This window comes from uncultured Sunxiuqinia sp., from assembly GCF_947495665.1.
In the GTDB taxonomy this organism is placed as follows: domain Bacteria; phylum Bacteroidota; class Bacteroidia; order Bacteroidales; family Prolixibacteraceae; genus Sunxiuqinia; species Sunxiuqinia rutila.
This window is the reverse complement of sequence record NZ_CANLZV010000007.1, coordinates 24235-41482: the sequence shown is the minus strand read 5'-3', so window position 1 is coordinate 41482 and position 17248 is coordinate 24235. Positions and strand designations below refer to the sequence as shown.

15 protein-coding genes are annotated in these 17248 nt (G+C 45.2%); 9 read left to right on the top strand and 6 right to left on the bottom strand.

The window, feature by feature from the left end; genetic code table 11:
* Window positions 1–2: 2 nt before the first annotated feature.
* Complete coding sequence (locus Q1A18_RS10345; RefSeq protein WP_299579243.1) at window positions 3–761, bottom strand: SDR family NAD(P)-dependent oxidoreductase; 759 nt, start codon at window positions 759–761, stop codon at window positions 3–5.
* A 63-nt stretch (window positions 762–824) separates the two neighbouring features.
* Between Q1A18_RS10345 and Q1A18_RS10340 the strand changes: the two genes are divergently transcribed.
* From Q1A18_RS10340 to Q1A18_RS10315, 7 genes are all read left to right on the top strand, one after another.
* Window positions 825–1910, top strand: a complete 1086-nt coding sequence (locus Q1A18_RS10340; RefSeq protein ID WP_299579239.1) for an AIR synthase-related protein — start codon at window positions 825–827, stop codon at window positions 1908–1910.
* On the top strand, window positions 1907–2629 hold the full coding sequence (ubiE, locus tag Q1A18_RS10335; protein ID WP_299579236.1) for a bifunctional demethylmenaquinone methyltransferase/2-methoxy-6-polyprenyl-1,4-benzoquinol methylase UbiE: 723 nt from the start codon (window positions 1907–1909) through the stop codon (window positions 2627–2629). The genes Q1A18_RS10340 and ubiE overlap by 4 nt, the downstream gene beginning before the upstream one ends.
* Before the next feature lie 176 nt (window positions 2630–2805).
* Entirely contained in the window at window positions 2806–3576 is a 771-nt protein-coding gene (locus Q1A18_RS10330) for a porin family protein (protein WP_299579233.1), read from the top strand.
* Window position 3577: 1 nt separating this feature from the next.
* Window positions 3578–5134, top strand: a complete 1557-nt coding sequence (locus Q1A18_RS10325) for an FAD-dependent protein (protein WP_299579230.1) — start codon at window positions 3578–3580, stop codon at window positions 5132–5134.
* A gap of 141 nt (window positions 5135–5275) precedes the next feature.
* Window positions 5276–5512, top strand: a complete 237-nt coding sequence (locus tag Q1A18_RS19125; protein WP_363322888.1) for a DUF3098 domain-containing protein — start codon at window positions 5276–5278, stop codon at window positions 5510–5512.
* Window positions 5488–6054 (top strand): RNA polymerase sigma factor, encoded by a 567-nt coding sequence (locus Q1A18_RS10320; protein ID WP_299579227.1) that lies wholly within the window; start codon window positions 5488–5490, stop codon window positions 6052–6054. The genes Q1A18_RS19125 and Q1A18_RS10320 overlap by 25 nt, the downstream gene beginning before the upstream one ends.
* Window positions 6055–6065: 11 nt before the next feature.
* Entirely contained in the window at window positions 6066–6413 is a 348-nt protein-coding gene (locus Q1A18_RS10315; protein WP_299579224.1) for a hypothetical protein, read from the top strand.
* Between the two features lie 103 nt (window positions 6414–6516).
* Here Q1A18_RS10315 and Q1A18_RS10310 read toward each other — a convergent pair whose 3' ends face one another.
* Entirely contained in the window at window positions 6517–9483 is a 2967-nt protein-coding gene (locus tag Q1A18_RS10310) for a DUF2723 domain-containing protein (RefSeq protein ID WP_299579221.1), read from the bottom strand.
* 241 nt (window positions 9484–9724) lie between these two features.
* On the opposite strand from Q1A18_RS10310, the gene Q1A18_RS10305 reads away from it, so the two are divergent.
* Window positions 9725–10705, top strand: a complete 981-nt coding sequence (locus tag Q1A18_RS10305) for a N(4)-(beta-N-acetylglucosaminyl)-L-asparaginase (protein WP_299579218.1) — start codon at window positions 9725–9727, stop codon at window positions 10703–10705.
* 1 nt (window position 10706) lies between these two features.
* Here Q1A18_RS10305 and Q1A18_RS10300 read toward each other — a convergent pair whose 3' ends face one another.
* The 4 genes from Q1A18_RS10300 to Q1A18_RS10285 form a co-directional block, all read right to left on the bottom strand.
* The gene (locus Q1A18_RS10300; protein WP_299579215.1) at window positions 10707–13181 is read right to left on the bottom strand and encodes a helix-turn-helix domain-containing protein; all 2475 of its coding nucleotides are present in this window, start codon (window positions 13179–13181) and stop codon (window positions 10707–10709) included.
* A gap of 425 nt (window positions 13182–13606) precedes the next feature.
* Window positions 13607–14215: a copper homeostasis protein CutC gene (locus Q1A18_RS10295; protein ID WP_299579212.1), complete on the bottom strand. Its 609-nt coding sequence runs from the start codon at window positions 14213–14215 to the stop codon at window positions 13607–13609.
* An 11-nt stretch (window positions 14216–14226) separates the two neighbouring features.
* Window positions 14227–15522: an NAD(P)/FAD-dependent oxidoreductase gene (locus Q1A18_RS10290; protein WP_299579209.1), complete on the bottom strand. Its 1296-nt coding sequence runs from the start codon at window positions 15520–15522 to the stop codon at window positions 14227–14229.
* A gap of 197 nt (window positions 15523–15719) precedes the next feature.
* A complete protein-coding gene (locus tag Q1A18_RS10285) occupies window positions 15720–16229 on the bottom strand; it encodes a thioredoxin domain-containing protein (protein WP_299579206.1) in 510 nt (169 codons plus the stop codon).
* A gap of 242 nt (window positions 16230–16471) precedes the next feature.
* Here Q1A18_RS10285 and Q1A18_RS10280 point away from each other — a divergent pair, with 242 nt between their 5' ends.
* Window positions 16472–17155 carry a NigD-like protein gene (locus tag Q1A18_RS10280; RefSeq protein ID WP_299579203.1) on the top strand — a complete coding sequence of 228 codons (684 nt, stop codon included), beginning with the start codon at window positions 16472–16474 and terminating at the stop codon, window positions 17153–17155.
* Window positions 17156–17248 lie beyond the last annotated feature (93 nt).

Genomic DNA, 17248 nt, shown 5'->3' with positions numbered 1-17248 from the left:
CTTTATTTTTTGACAAAATCTCGTGCTGAGGCCTGGGCTGTCGGCATGATCAGTAAATCATCGATATTGACATGCGCCGGTCTCGAGAGCACAAAGTAAATACTTTCTGCAATGTCGCGGGCACTTAAAGGGGTAAAACCTTCATAAACTTTGGCGGCCTTCGCTTCGTCGCCTTTGAAACGAACCAGGGAAAATTCGGTTTCAATGGCACCGGGGCTGATGGTCCCCACTTTGATGTTGTAAGGAGCCAGCTCGATGCGCATGGCTTTGCTGATTGCATTAACCGCATGCTTGGTTCCGCAGTACACCGAACCATTGGGGTAGGCCTGAATGCCGGCAATTGAAGACACGTTGAGGATGTGTCCCTGCTGGCGGGCAATCATCCAGTTCGAAACTTCGCGGGTCATGTACAGCAGGCCTTTAATGTTGGTGTCAATCATTGCTTCCCAGTCTTCCCAGTCTGCTTGATTGATCGGATCAATTCCGGCAGCCAGTCCGGCATTGTTGAGCAGAATGTCAACTTGTTTCCAGCTTTCGGGGAGTGACGCCAAGGCCTGGTCAACTTCTGTTTTCGAGCGAACATCAAAACAGAGGGGATACACCTGGCAGGTTTCGTGCTCTAATTCTTCTTTTAATTTTTCAAGCCGATCGTGTCTTCTTCCGGTTATGATAAGGTTGAAATGATTCTCGGAGAGTATTTTGGCGGTTTCCAACCCAATGCCGGAGGTGGCTCCGGTAATTAAAGCAATTTTTTGTTTCATGGCATTTTGTTGTTTATTCTGAGGGAATTAAAATTCTTCTTTTTTTATGGAAAAATCAACTACTTGACTATTTTTGTTTTCATTATCGACCTAAAGATTTATACAATTATGGCTGAAATTGCTGAAAACCAAGCGGTGTTCTCTATTGATCAGATTGAAGAGCCCAAAGATATCAATGATATCGTTTTTAACCTAATGGTCAATCCCAATCTGGCCCCGGTTAATTACTTTAATGATTTTAGTGAAGAAGGATTTGATCTGGAAAGTGTGGCCAACGGAGAGACCGACGATGCCGGGATTTTCACGGCAGACAATGGGCAAATGATGGCCATGACGACACATGCCTTTCATCATCATCTGGATACAGACCCTAAAACGGCAATTGAAATCCTGATTAGCAGAGCAGCTCGCCGAATGGCTTGTTACGGGGCTAAACCTGAAGCAGTGAGTGCTTTCCTGTATCATATCAATATTGCTCATCCCAACGGACAGTTTATAGCCTCGGGAGCAAAGAAAGGGCTGGAAAATGCTTGCAAAAAGTTTGGAGTGAAAGTGTCGGACCGCAAAATTCGATTCGATTATTTTAGCGGACACGGCACAGTGACACCAACCATTATTGTGAGCTTGATGGGGAGTGTGGAAGATAAAAACAAAGTGATTACGCACAAGCTGAAAAACAAAGGCAACAATATCTTTGTTATCGGAAAATCGTTCGATGATATTAGTTCTTCGGAGTACCTGGAATTTTATCATGAAGTGTATGATTCGCCTCTTCCGCAATTTGACATTGACATGGAAGTGCGCTTGCAGGAAGCTATGAAGACACTTGTCGACCGGCAGTTGATTTCTTCGGCCAGCCCGGTAGGACGTGGAGGTCTTTTCTTTTCATTGCTGCGTGCCGGAATGCCGGCAGGTTTAGGTTTTGACATTACGACTGATGCTGAAATCCGCCGCGATGCCTTCCTGTTTGGCGAGTCTATGGGCCGATTAATTGTAGGGGTTTCGCAAGAAAACGAAGATGACTTTGTGGATTATCTGCAAAGCACAAAATTGCCATTTTTTACCTTGGGACATGTCACTAAAGGAGAAATCCGGGTTGATGATGAATCCCTTGGGTTTATTGATAAAATGATACCAAACGCTGAATGACAGTAGCTCCATATCAAGATTCTGATAAGAATAAAAAACAGCAGGTCGAGCAAATGTTCGACAATATTGCTCCTAAATATGATTTTTTGAACCACTTTTTAAGCTTGGGCATCGACAAGCTCTGGCGGAAAAAAGCGATTCGTATTTTGAAAAAAGACCAGCCCAAACGCATCCTGGATGTAGCCACCGGAACCGGTGATTTTGCCATTGCCGCTTCCAGGCTGGAAGTGGACGAGATTGTTGGTTTCGACTTGTCGGAGCAGATGATCCGCGTGGGGGAAGAAAAAGTGAAGAAGCGCGGGCTTAGTTCGGTGATTCATTTTCAAAAAGGCGATTCGGAGAACATGCCTTTTGAAAATGAATCATTTGATGCGCTTACTGTGGCTTTCGGGGTGCGTAATTTCGAAAATCTTCAAAAGGGATTAGATGAGTTTCACCGGGTTTTGCGTGAAGGCGGTTTGGCATTGATTCTGGAGTTTTCGAAACCTAAATATTTCCCGTTTAAACAGCTGTATCGGTTCTATTTCTTTCATATTTTACCGCGGCTTGGGGGAATGATTTCAAAAGATGCCTCGGCTTATTCATACCTGCCGGAGTCGGTTATGGCTTTTCCTGATGATCAGGTAATGCTTGATATTTTGCGACAAACCGGTTTTACTGAGGTTAGCCAGAAAAGACTAACCTTAGGGATCGCAACGATTTATATTGCACGCAAATAATGACGTTCACGCGTGCTGCAAGACAATATTTCCTGAATATTGCGGTTTTTCAAGCATGAGATTGTTTGGAATTTGTTTTTGATCCTTATTTTTGATGTCAAAGTTCTCAAACAAGGTAAATTAGAACAACTCGCTTTTGAAGGAATTGTTTCAGTTGTAAAATTTGATCAGAACCAGTGAAAAAGCTCATTAGCATTATTATCCTTTTGTATTTGTCAGCAAGTGCTTTTGCTCAGCATCAGCGTGTCAAAAATTTGACCACGTTTGATGACAAAAAACTACACTTTGGATTTACCATTGCAATCAATACGCTGGACTTTAGCATGGAACATTATCGTCCGATTGGTAATAATCCGGATTTTGTTTTTGAAGACTGGCAAAATGTCGATGGGCATGAGATTACCGCTCAGGATACGGTTTTTGCTGATATTGCTCAGCCCATTCCAGGGCTTACGGTTGGGATTGTAAGTAACCTGAGGCTGGGTGAATATTTTGACCTGCGCTTCTTGCCAGGCTTGTCTTTTGGTGAGCGACGCCTGGTTTACAATGTGCCGGTTTACGATATTTCCAATGTCAGTTCAGAGGCGCTGGAGTTTTATTCCATCAAATCAACCTATATTGACTTGCCTTTGCTGGTGAAGTATAAATCCAGCCGACTGAATAATCAACGGCCGTATTTAATTGCCGGACCTGCCATGCGCATTGATATCTCCAAAACAGGAAAAGAAGATCTGGTTCGTGTAAAACGCGGGGGCTTTTATTTTGAAGCTGGTGTCGGATGGGACAGTTACCTGCCTTTCTTTCGCCTGTCAACCGAGCTGAAAGTGAGTCTTGGTTTAGGAAATATGCTTAATGATGGTCCCGATGAAACCCAACGTCAGTATTATACTTCAGCAATCAAAAAGCTGACTTCCAATGTTTTTACTTTAAGTTTTCATTTCGAATAAGTTGAAAAAAGAATTGAATATATCCCTGACTCCTAAACAGGCGTCAGAAGAGCAGTGGTATCGTCCCATAATTGCGAAAAAATTAGGAGTGGCCGATGCTGATATTACGGCCATTGTTGTGCGTCGAAAGTCGATTGATGCGCGCCAGCGACAAATCAGGATTAACCTGGGGGTAGCTGTTTATCTGGGGGAACAACCCGATACCGAACGAGTTACTTACGAGTATCAGCATGTAGGTTCGAAACCGCCGGTAGGCATTGTAGGAGCAGGTCCGGCCGGACTGTTTGCTGCTTTGCGGCTGATTGAACTCGGCTTTAAGCCAATTGTGTTCGAGCGGGGGAAAAATGTGAGCGACCGTAAGCGCGACATTGCCTTGATCCACCGGGAGCACCTGGTTGATCCGGATTCGAACTATGGCTTTGGCGAAGGTGGTGCCGGCACTTTCTCGGATGGAAAACTCTATACCCGCTCAAAAAAACGGGGGAATGTTCGGAAAATTCTGGAGGTATTTGTGCAGTTTGGAGCCGATCCTCAAATTCTGATTGATGCTCATCCTCACATCGGGACCGACAAACTGCCACAGGTTATTCGGGGCATGCGTGAGCAAATCCTGGCGTGTGGTGGCGAAATTCACTTCAGCAGTCGGGTAACGGATTTAATCATTCAGAATGATCAATGTAAAGGCTTGAAACTAGCCAATGGCAATTCGTATGAGTTTGGTGCCTTGATTTTGGCTACGGGCCACTCGGCACGCGATATTTACGAAATGCTTTATCGGAATGGAGTTAACCTGGAAGCCAAGACCTTTGCCATGGGTGTTCGGGTGGAACATCCGCAAGCGCTGATCGATTCCATTCAATACCATCAACCACAGCGTGGCCCGTACTTGCCGGCTGCAACCTATTCCTTTGTTGAGCAGGTGAAAGATCGTGGGGTGTACTCCTTCTGTATGTGTCCGGGTGGGTTTATTGTGCCGGCTGCAACAGCTCCTGGCGAATTGGTGGTGAATGGCATGTCGGCCTCCAAACGAAATTCACCTTTTGCCAATTCGGGTTTGGTGGTGGAAGTCCGGCCCGAGGACTTGCGTGAATTTCAGCATCACGGTGTTTTTGCCGGCTTGGAATTCCAAAAGCAGGTAGAAAAACTTTGCTTTATGCTGAGTGGACAAACCCAGCTGGCACCCGCCCAGCGTTTGGCCGATTTTGTGGCAGGCAAAAAATCGGCTGATCTGCCGGATTCTTCTTATCGTCCGGGATTGGTCGCATCGGCCTTGCACGATAAATTGCCCAAGCGCATTGCCAGCCGCTTGCGTGAAGGAATTCAGCAAATTGATAAAAAATCGAAGGGGTTTTTATCCAACGAAGCCCTGGCAGTGGGGGTGGAGTCGCGCACCTCTTCTCCGGTTCGCATCCCTCGAAATGACCTTGACATGCAGCACATTCACATTAAAGGATTGTATCCGTGTGGAGAGGGAGCCGGTTATGCCGGAGGAATTGCTTCCTCGGCCATGGATGGTGAGCGTTGCGCCGAAGCGCTGGCACAGAACTTCAAGCAATAAATTGATTATTTCTGACAACGAGTTGGGCTGGCGCATTATTTGCTGTTTGGGCAGTTCTACTCTTTTGTATAGAATGTGCCCGGAATTTATTTTTTAGGTGAACCTTTTTGTTTTCGCGTGTACTGTTCTAAAAAGCAGTCTATGTTATTCGACAAAAGGAAGTATTGGTGGTTAATTGCCGCAGTCGTTTTATTAACTTTAGCGTACGTTTTAATGAGCGGTCCGGCTAATTCAGAAGCCAGTCAGTTTGATGAAAGCATCTTTAGCTTTCGACGAATTACATTGGCTCCACTGCTCATTGTCGGGACCTATGCAGGTTTAATCTATCTAATTTTAAAGCGCACCAAAAACGCATGTTCGGAGCGAAAAGGAAAATAAAGAGCGATGAGCAGTTGATGCAAGCGATTTGTAATGGTAATCAGCAAGCTTTTAACCAGCTTTACGACCGCTACAAAGAGCGTTTGTATTATTACTTCTATCGGATGCTTGGAAATTCGGAAGCCTTGGCGAACGACTTTTTGCAAGATGTCTTTCTGAAAATCATCGAAAAACCAAGCCGCTTTAATCCGGACTTCCCATTTAAAACCTGGATATTTTCAGTTGCATATAATTTATGTAAGAATGAATACCGGCGTCGGGAGGTTCGTCAGGAAAAATTGGACAAGGAGCAGTTGGTTAAGCCGGTGATTCCTCATCTGGTTTCGCAGGATGAGTTGATCAGCCGCATTTTTGAAAGCCTGGATGCTTTGAGTCAGGAGCATCGCTCGGTTTTTCTGATGCATTACCGGGAAGGCTTTCCGATTAAGGAGATTGCTGACATGCTTGGGATTGCGCCGGGCACGGTGAAATCACGACTGTTTAATACGCGCAGGTATTTGGCTGAAAAATTTCAGCATTTGAAAGGTGAATTTGAATTTTAAGGCAGAAGGCTATGAGGGAAAAACAATTAGAAAAAATCATTCGACAAGATGTTATTGGTAGCCCGGATCCTCAGGTGATCAATCGGCTAAACTATGCTTTTATGATCAAATCAGTTCAAAGCAAGCCCCGGCAAAATTCATTCAGCGGATTTCTGGGATGGATCTTTTCATTAAAAGGTTTTGGCCTAAAAACCGGGGTGGCAACTGTACTCCTGGCTTTTGTGATGATTGGCCCAAAGCTGAATACTTCTTCAGAAGCTCAGCTATTAATTGATTCAACGCGCGTACAACAAAGTTTTGTTTTGGATTCAACACTGTTTAAGCAGGATTCCCAATCCCGAATTGACAGTGTCTTTTAGCTTGTTCCGGAGTCAGCTGGTTGCAATACGAAATTTATTATTTAAAAATTAAAGGGGCGAAAAGAGTATTTCTTTTCGCCCCTTTAATTCTTTTTCGATTTTGCTATTCAAGCCGGGCCATGTAGGTGCTTAGGCTTTCCATGAGCGTTGGTGTTAGTGCCAGCTGATTGGATTGCGCGATGGAAACCAACGTCTGAAAATAATATAGTTTTCGTTGTAGGTTTTGCATCATGTTTGCGTCCAGCTGTTCTGTCAGCAGGAGCTGATAATTGATCCATTCGCTCAGGTTGGCGGCCATTTTTTGAAGTTGTTTTTCTCCGGCCTCTTTTTCTTCAAGTTGAAAATACAGCTCACACATCAAAATTGAATAGTAGTCCAATTCCCGGTTTCGGAATGGAAGAATTTCTTCTGCCTCCTGAAGTACCTGAAGGGCTTCTGACTGGCGGTTCTCGTTGGCGAGCGCTTTGGCCAGCTGATAAAAAGATGGCCGTATTTGCGCTGAAGCAAACAGGTAACGATGGTACCAGTCAAAATAGATGCTTTCATCTTTCAAATTCTCCCAGTTGCAGCGCTTCATCAGGTTAGTATAAAGCCGGTCGGTTTCCACCTGCCCGTTTTCCAGTTGCGACCCACCGGCGTAGTACTCCGGAACCAGACGGTAAACCAATCCATCGTTCCGAATATAGTTTTGAAGACCATATTTATGAACATCGGCAAGAGATGTAAAGCAAATCGGGCGGTTGGCATTGTTGGAATTAAGAATATCCCAGAAAGCTAATTCATTGCGCATGAGGTATTCTTTTTGGGGTTGAACCGGAATCTTCTGGTTGGCCATTGTCAGGTACATGTTTTCAACCGGAATAAAGTTTACCTTCTCACCTGAGTACAGCGCAACTTTGGTTTGTGAACTGTCATTTGTTATGAAATTCAGTACTTTTTGCAAGTCTTGTTCCCCCTCGATTTTAGGGATGATGGGCAAATAATCAACCTCACCCTGGGTGTATTTTTCTACCGGAACGGATAGCTTGATGCCTTCGTTGTCATAGATTTTACGAGTTATTTGCTTGATGTAGGATCCGGCATTGAGGTATGGCATCACCACGACACGCACGTCCTGGCGGATACCTTCCACTTCCTGACAATACCAAAGGGGATAAGTGTCGTTGTCTGCATGGGTGAACAGGATGGCGTTTGGTTCGCAGCACATCAGGTAATTGCGGGCCACATCCCGGGCTGAATAGCGCCCCGATCGGTTGTGATCGTCGTAGTTTTGGTGAAGCAGCAATCCCGGACCGGCCGCCAGAGCCAGAAGACAGGTGATTACCAAGGCCGGAGTTGCCCGATAGTTGGACTGTAACCAATTGAATAGGGCCAGTGTGCCCATCCCGATCCAAAAGCTAAAAACAAAGAATGACCCGACAAAGACGTAATCCCGCTCACGCGGAGTGATTGGAATTTCATTCAGGTAGATAACCAATCCCACACTCATAATTCCAAATAGAACGATCAATTCTACAAAGCTTTGTTTCTCTCTTCGATAATGAAAGATCACACCGACCAGACCCAATATCAGGGGTAAAAAGAAATAGCGGTTGTTGGCTTTATTCGTTTTAAGCTCATGGGGCAGGTGTTCCGAATCACCCAGTCGCTGGCGATCCAGAAGGGGAATGCCTGATTGCCAGTTGCCATATTCCAGTTCGCCACGGCTTTGAATATCGTTTTGACGACCAACAAAATTCCACAGAAAATAACGAACATACATGTGTCCGAATTGATAGCGCCAAAAGTAATTGAAGTTTTCAGCCAATGTCGGAACAGAGGTCTGTGCTTGTTCGCCCTTCATGCTTGAATAGGTCACCTTGCGCTCCTTCAGGTTTACCCAATTGGCGTAGGCTTGCCGGTGCTGCTTGTCGGTGCTGTGCAGACGAGGAAAGAAACTGGTTGTTCCTTTGGCGTAGTTCACTTTCGGGGGAAGCCTCACCGGATAGTACTTTTCACCATCAAATTCGTAGCTGACACGTTCTGTATACGAAATGGGCACGGAGCCATAGGTTTCACCATGTAAAATCGGACGGCTGCCATAGCTTTCGCGGTTGAGGTAGTTAATCAGTTCGAAGGTCGTTTCTGGATTTCCCTGATCCAATGGAGGATTGGCTGCCGAGCGGACAAAGGGGACGAAATAAGAAGTATAGCCCAGCATCAGGAACAGCAAACACAATAAGGCCATGTTGAGCCCGGGCTTTCGGCGAAGTTCAGAGTAAGCCAAAGCCCCTGAGATAACCGAGGCCAACAGCAGCAGGTAAAAGTAGAACCCGGAGTTGACCGGTAATCCAAGCTTATTAACCGCCAGCAACTCAAATGGCCCGGCGAGGGAAAAGATGCCGGGAATGAAAATTTTCATCAGGAAGATAATAAATAAACCGGAAGTCGCCAATACGGCCAGCGTACCTTTGAAGGAAGGTTTGTATTTCTTGAAGTAGATAATTAATGCAATGCTAGGTAATACCAACAGATTGAGAAGATGCACCCCAATGGACAATCCGGTGAAAAAGAAAATCAACACAAGCCAGCGGTTGGCCGTAAGTTCGCTGGCCTCGCGCTCCCAGCGAGTGGCAGCCCAAAGTACCAATGCCATGAATAAGGAGGATAGAGCATATACTTCGGCTTCCAGGGCAGAAAACCAAAAGGAATCGGTAAAGGCAAAACTTAGGGCGCCCACTGCGGAGGCCAGTAGGATGGCGTTGGGCTGTTTTGCGGTTATTTTTTCCATCACCCAGCTTGATATAAAGAAGAGCAGCATGACTGTTCCGGCGCTGGAAAGGGCCGATACCCCATTAATAAGAAGAGGCACACGTTCTACATGCCCAAAGCTGAACAAGGAAAAGATCCGCCCAAGCAGCAAAAATAGTGGAGCCCCTGGCGCATGACAAATTTGAAGTTTGTAGGCCGAAGCCAAAAACTCGCCGCAGTCCCACAAACTCAAAGTTGGCTCGATGGTTAGTCCGTAAACAATCAGTGAAATTGCAAATACCGACCAGCCCAGTGCATTTTTCTTACGTTGATAATTCATCTGATAGCTGTTGTTGTTTACTAATACACTTGAAAAAGGAAAGGTTCAGTTGTTAGAGGTTGACGTGGGGGCATTTTCTCTATAGGGAATGGTCTTTAAGCTCTGCCCGTGGAGGTTCTTTGTTGGTTCACGATCGGTTTAAATCCGGTTGTTTTGACGATTTACTGGTGACTTGTTGGCTGAGAAGAGGGCCATTCTCCGTATTTTTCATTTATTTTGAAGCTTTAAATCATACATCAAAATGACAAACATGCTTAACCGACGTCAATTTTTACAAAAGGGAGCAGCAGCTTCTCTTGCAACTACTGTATTGTTTAAGGGAGCTCAGGCGATGAGTGCACCTGCCGCAAAGAAGCCCGTGGCTATTTCAACCTGGAGCCATGGAATACCAGCCAATGAGGCCGCCTGGAAAGTGTTGAAAGCAGGAGGAACGGCATTGGATGCGGTGGAGCAAGGCGTTCGGGTTCCGGAAGCTGACCCGAAGGAAATGAGTGTAGGTTACGGCGGACGTCCTGACCGGGATGGCCATGTAACCCTGGATGCCTGCATTATGGACGACAAAGGGAATGCCGGATCGGTTTGCTTTTTAGAGCATATCAAACATCCTATTTCGGTAGCCCGCTTGGTGATGGAAAAAACACCGCACGTAATGCTTGCCGGTGAAGGTGCTTTGCAGTTTGCCTTGGAAAATGGGTTTGAAAAGGAAGACTTGCTAACCGATGAGGCACGCCGTCAGTGGGAAGATTGGAAAACAAAGGCCGACTATCATCCCGAAGTGAATATTGAAAACCACGACACCATTTCGATGCTGGCCTTGGACGTGCACGGTAATTTGAGCGGAGCTTGTACGACATCAGGAATGGCTTACAAGTTGCACGGACGCGTTGGTGATTCACCCATTATTGGTGCCGGAATGTTTTGCGACAACGAAGTTGGAGGTGCCGCGGCTACCGGTCATGGCGAATGGGTGATGCGTACCTTGGGGAGCTTTTTGGTGGTGGAACTGATGCGTCAGGGACGTTCGCCACAAGCCGCCTGTGAAGAAGCCGTAATGCGAATTGTGAAGCTGCAACCAAACTTTGATGAAGTGCAGATTGGGTATATTGCCATCAATAAAGCGGGTGAAACAGGAGCTTATTGCTTGCATCCCGGCTTTAACTACGCGCTTTACGAGGATGATAAGAATGTGTTGATTGATGCCGAATCCTATTTGAAAAAATAGGTTAAGGCGTTCGCTGGGCTTCCAGATAACTCAACACAAAACGTATTTCAGAAAAGCTGCATTGGTCGCCCAGTGCGGCTTTTATTGCTCCCATAGACTTGTTTTTGCTCTTTTCGTAGGCCTTTGTAATGGCATCCTGCTTCTTCTTATCGACCAATCCCTTGAGTTGTAAATCCCCTTGAGCGACAAAATGTGCCAGGTGACTTTCAATCGTTGTTGCTGCCAGCTGTCTTTCGCGGGCAATCTCGGTGATGGATTGTCCGGTTTTGAACAAAGCATAGCTGATGTGTTTAGAATCGAGCATGGCTTTGGCTGGCTCTTTGTCGGCATTGGCAGGCAGTTCCATGTCTTTTTCACGTCGGTAGGCAATTGTGAGTTGCAGAATATCTTTTCCAAACTGCTGCATTTTTTTTCCACCCATGCCCTTAATGGCTTTCAGCTCGTTGATGGTTGCAGGCAGCTGATCCACGATGGCTAATAAGGTTTTCTGTGGAAGAATTTTTGAAATGGGCAGGCTGTTGTCTTCGGCTTTTTGCACTCGCCAACTCAGCATCTGCTTGAAAAAATCGGGATGCTTTGAAATCAGTGTTTTGCTGGCTCCGCTGGCTGCCGCCCGACCACTTAAATCCATCGATGCTTTAGCCTTCACATCAATGTAGGTTTTCATTTCAAAACCCGACCGGCAGCATTCCAGCACCTGTCGTTTGCTGTTTAATTCGCGGTGCAGCTTTTCGAAGGCTTCCTGAAAACTTTTCCGGACGGCCTTGTTGTCGGTTTCAAATCCAAGTGCATCGATGGGCTGAATCAGCACCGTTTTCTGTTTTTCCAAGTAATAAGCACATGCTTTTTTGATGCGCTCTTGCAGTTGTTCGTTATCTTCAGCATCGGATGTCAGGGTGATTAGTTGCCGGATTTGCCGTTCAAAGGTTGCTGATACTGCCATGATTTCGGTGTTCAATTGCGGGAGAATAGCTTGCAGTTGTTGAGGCAGATTGCCGAGCAGCAAAGCGCCGTGTTCATCGCATAGCTTCATTAAATATTGCAATTGCCAGCGGATAAGGTTGAAATCAAACAGTTCGGTCAATAATTGAAGCTGATATTTTTTCCGGGATTTAAGCAATTCTCTTTCTCCGGGCTCATTGGCTTCTACCTGGCTGGTAAATGAAATGACGGTTTCATCATTTTTTACGCTGTGTGTTTCAATCGGCGTACTTAGAACCAAGCCCTCCAGTGATTTGCAGCGACTTAGCGCCACGTAAACTTGTCCGTGAGCGAATGATTGCTGTGCATTGATAATGGCTTTTTCGAAGGTTAGCCCCTGGCTTTTATGGATGGTAATGGCCCAGGCCAGTTTCAGAGGAAATTGCTCAAATTCGCCAATGAGGGTTTCTTCAATCTCCTGGGTTTGCTTATTGATGCCGTATTTGGCATTTTGCCATTTGTCGCGCTCCACCACGATGGGTTTGACGTCGCCTTTGCATGTCACTTCAATGTAGTCCTCGTCAATTTCGGTAACCGTTCCAATTTTACCGTTGTAGTATCGTTTTTCTGGCGAACTGTCATTTTTTACAAACATGACCTGGGCGCCGGGCTTCAGCACCAATTTATAGTCCGTTGGATACAGGTATTCCGGAAAGTCGTCATACACATTGGCTTCAAAAGAACTGGCTTTTGTTTTCAACGCTTCCAACTTCGATTGGTTGAGTTGTTGAGCCTGGTAATTGTGTGTGGTAAGCGTAATGTATTCATCCTCTGTTTGGGCTTGGAAGTTGGGGATGTACCGTTTGTTGAGCTCGTTTAAAGTTGGGGCATCAGCTTGGTTGTCGCGTATTTTATTGAGAAGTCCAATAAATCGTTCATCACTTTGCCGGTAAATGTGCTTCAACTCAATGCTGATAAACGAGGCTTGTTTTAAAGCGCGGCTACTGAAGAAATAGCAGGTGTCGTAATAACTTCTCAGCAAGTTCCACTCGTCCTCTTTAACTACGGGAGCCAACTGCTGCAAATCGCCAATCATGAGCACCTGAACGCCCCCAAAAGGTTTGCGTCGGTCCCGAAAACGTCGCAATACTTCATCGATCCCATCCAGCAAATCGGCACGGACCATACTGATTTCATCAATCACCAGCAAGTCGAGACTACGGATGATGTTGATCTTTTCTTTGCTGTAACGTTTGACCGCTGTTGGCGCATTCAAACCATTCGGATTACTGATGGAGAAGGACGGATTAGTTTGTGGTATTTGAGGCCCAAATGACATCTGAAAAAAGGAATGAATGGTCACTCCACCGGCATTGATCGCTGCAACGCCTGTTGGTGCCACAACGACCATCCGTTTGGGTGATTCATGCTTCAGGTTACGCAGAAAGGTGGTCTTTCCGGTACCAGCTTTCCCGGTCAGGAAAATATTTTGATTGGTATATCGAACGAAGTCCTGCGCCAGCTGTAATTGTGGGTTTTCGATGCTTGTTGTCATGTTATCAGCCGGTTTTATGGGGATTTTAAGAATAGCGGGAATGCTAAGTTTTGTTAAACTAAAATACGCAAAATCAATGGAGAATAAAAATGAGCAAACATTTTTTTTCAAGACCTGTTTTTTCTTTTCTCCAGAGAAAAATTCAGATCATGTATATAATTTTATAGACTTACAAGGTTCCGGTAAGTGAGGCCGACAAGCATTTGGAGCCTCATATCCGGTTTATTGACACTTATTTTGAATAAGGCGTTTTTCTGCTGTCGGGCAAAAAATATCCCGCAGTGGGGGAGAGCTCGATGCTCCAGTCGCAATGAACTGGAAGAAATCATTCGTCAGGATCCCTTTTATGAACTAGGGATTGCCGATTTTGAGATTACTGAGTTCGATGCAACCAGAGCAGGAAAGGGTTTGGACAGCCTACTGGACTAGACAATTGCCTTGCCGTGAAATTCAGTTGTTTGTATTGTTTGGCTTAAGTCAGCAAGATTGTCGCGCGTGACTTTTCCTGCGGCAACAATTGTCAATTTGCCATTGGCTCGCTCAATCAACTGGTTTAGAATTTCAGTTCCTTCTTTTGCGGTTGCCTTAGTTCCGGAAGTCAGCAGCCGGTCAACGCCAAGTTCAACCAAGGTGTCAATTCCTGCTAGCGGATTGGCTAATTCATCAAATGCTTTGTGGAACGTAACTTGCATTGGTCTTGCGCGCTCTACAAGCATGCGTGTATTGGCTACATCAATTTCTCCATCAGCAGTTAGCAAGCCAAAAACAACAGCGGGTACGCCCAGCTCTTTACAGCGATCGATGTCTTCTTGCATGATTTCTAATTCTTCCTCCGAATAGACAAAGTCACCACCGCGAGGACGGATCATAACAAAGGGGGGAATTGAGAGCTTTTCCATACAGGCTTTGATTGTGCCATACGAAGGAGTGGTTCCGCCTACGGCCAGGTTTTCACAAAGCTCAACGCGGTTGGCTCCGGCTTGTTGAGCTGCTAAGGCTTGCGTAAAGTTTTCAATACAGGCTTCTTTAATCATGATCTTTGGTATTAAGTATTTGAATTTGTTTTTGTTTGCTCTTTCATCAGCGAGTTGGCAGCCAGCCAGGCTGTGGAGTAGGCAATTTGCAGGTTATAGCCTCCGGTGTTGGCATCCAGATCCAGCACTTCGCCAGCGAAGTAGAGGTTTTTGACGTTTTTGGATTGCATGGTTTTTCCATCCACCTCGCTGGTGCTGATGCCTCCGGCAGTAATGATGGCTTCGTTGAAACCGCGATAGTCGACGACATCAAAAGACAGGCTCTTCATCATCAGCATAATTTTGCGACGCTCTTTGGCATTAATCTGGTGTCCTTGTTTTTTTCCGTCGATTTGGAGGTCCTCCATAAAAACGGGGATAAGCTTGGAGGGCAGCCAGCTTTTAAAAATATTTTCGATTTGCTTTTTACCATTGGCATCCAGATCACGTATTAGTCGTGCATCCAGCTTGTTTTCATCCAAAGCAGGCTTTAAATCAATGGTGATTTTGACCTTGTTTTTTTGATTCAGTTCATCGACAACCAACCGGCTTAAGGTAAGGATAATTGGTCCGGTGAGCCCGTAGTGTGCAAACAGCATTTCGCCAAAGGCATCCTTCTGCTTTTTGTTGTTCACCCAAACACTGGCGGTAACATTCTTCAGGCTTAATCCTTGCAGATCGGCAGCCATTTTTCCAGCGGTAACCAAGGGAACAAGGGCCGGACGTGCTGGAACAATGGTATGACCCAGCTGTTCGGCCAGCAAGTAGCCATCGCCGGTTGATCCGGTGGCCGGGTACGATTTACCTCCGGTGCACAGAATGACGGAGGAGCAAAGAATCTGTTCGGTTTGCCCTTGTCGTTGGATCTGAACTCTTGAGATTTGTCCTTCTTCTGCTATTAGCTTGGTTACTTGCGAAGAGTAAAGAAAGTCGACCTTGCGTTTTCTCACCCAACTCATCAAAGCATTCAACACTTCCAGGGCTTTGTTGTTGGTCGGGAAAATTCGTCCTCCGCGTTCAACCGTTGTCTCCACGCCTTCGGCATTCAGCAGCTCAACAATATCCTTCGAGAAAAAAGCACCAAAAGCAGGTTTTAGGTATTTGCCATTGGGAAAGATATTTTTGAAATAGTCAGACTGATAGGCATCGTTGGAAATATTGCAACGGCCTTTTCCGGTAATCAGTAGTTTGCGTCCGGCCGATCGCATTTTTTCGATTACCAGGACGCGTGCGCCCAATTCGGAAGCCCGTCCGGCGGCAATTAAGCCTGCAGGGCCGGCCCCAATTACAACGACGTCGTAAGCAGGCGTACTTTTTGTTTTTGTCATCAAATAGCTTTTAGGCTGGCAAAAGTACAGGTTTTCGCTTAATTTTTGATGAGCCCTGGCAATTATGTCGGTGGCAATTGGAGCAAAAAAAAGCAACCGGGTGGTTGCTCTTTTTATTCTGCATATAAATTATTGAAAACCTTTTTGCCGCACTTAGGCAAGAGTCGGTTTCTAATGTCAACAAGAAAACGGATGCTTTAGTTTTTTGTAAGCAGGTATTTATTGATGTTATCAACAAACATTTTTTCGGTTTCTTCATTGGATCGTCCAATTCCTGCCATCATAACAGGCTTTCCTTCAACAGGGATGTACAGAAAAGCCGGAATGCTTTGGATGCCAAAAACGCCAGCCAGTTCGCGCTCTTTTTGGGTGTCTACTTTGTAAACTTTGACTTTGCCGGCAAATTCGTTTGAAACTTCTTCCAGAATGGGAGAGGCGATTCGACACGGTCCGCACCAGTCGGCGTAGAAGTCAATGATGACCGGCTTTTCGCCCAGGAATTTCCATTCTTCGGGCGACTCTTCATAGTTCCAAACTTGTTTTAAAAACTCGTCTTTCGAAATCAAGCTTGTGCCACCTTCTTCCTTGTCTTGTGAAATGGTGGTTGAAGGCGTATTGGATATGGGGTCATTGGTTTTTCCGTTTCCACTGGCACATCCCACGGTTGTAACTGCTGCAAGTGCAATGACTGCGAATAATTTCTTCATCTTATTTATTTTTTGTCGTTTTTGACTACTATTTAAACCCTAAAACACTTTAATGTGCATTCGGTTTGTTATTTTAATCAATAGATGCAAATATATAGAAATGTAAATATCAATGATTGTGCCAAAAGTTAAGAATTGTTATTTTTTAAAAGAATGAAAAAAAATGTATGTCCCCACGCAACCTATTTGGTAGCTGATCAATCTATTGGTTGTGTAATTCAAAACAGAAAAAAGAGAAAAAAATGAAAAGGTTTTTGAAATTTGGTTTAGTCGCTATGCTGAGCATGGTGTTGTTCAGCTGTGATTGGAATGATGATGATGGATATTCATTGGATAAATTTTGGGTTGGCTTCGGAGTAATCCATGTTAACGATGATGCCGGCTTTACCATTAAAATGGATGATGGATCCGAACTTTTTCCGGTGGATGGTTATTATCATTGGGATGAAGAGGATGACAGCACCCGAGTGCTGGTCAATTTTACCGTGTTAGGTGATAAGCGTGTTGATGATGAGGTTGAGGAATACTACGTGCGTATCAACTCCATCAGAGATATTTTATTTAAAGGAATTCTCGATATTACTGAAGAAATAGAAGATAGTATCGGGAACGATCCGATTCATGTTGAAAGTGTTTGGACCACCAACAACATGCTGACTTTTGAATTGGACTATTATGGAAATGGAATGATTCACTATGTGAACCTGGTGAAAGAACCTGGTGAAATTACGGCGGACAACCAGCCTGTTGCGCTAGAGTTGAGACACAATGACCGTGATGACGCTCCCAATTTCCGCATGTCAGCGTTTGTTACTTTCGATTTGAGCTCTTTGCAAATTGAAGGACAAGACTCGGTGGCCTTTAAAGTAACCGGAAAAGATTACGAAGGAGAAGTGTTTGAGTACGAAGGTACTTATCGCTATTGATGGGTGATTACATCAATTGGTTAAGATGACAGCACCTGTTCCCTGGCGGAACAGGTGCTTTTTTATTGCAATAAGTACTTTACAGCGGTGAAT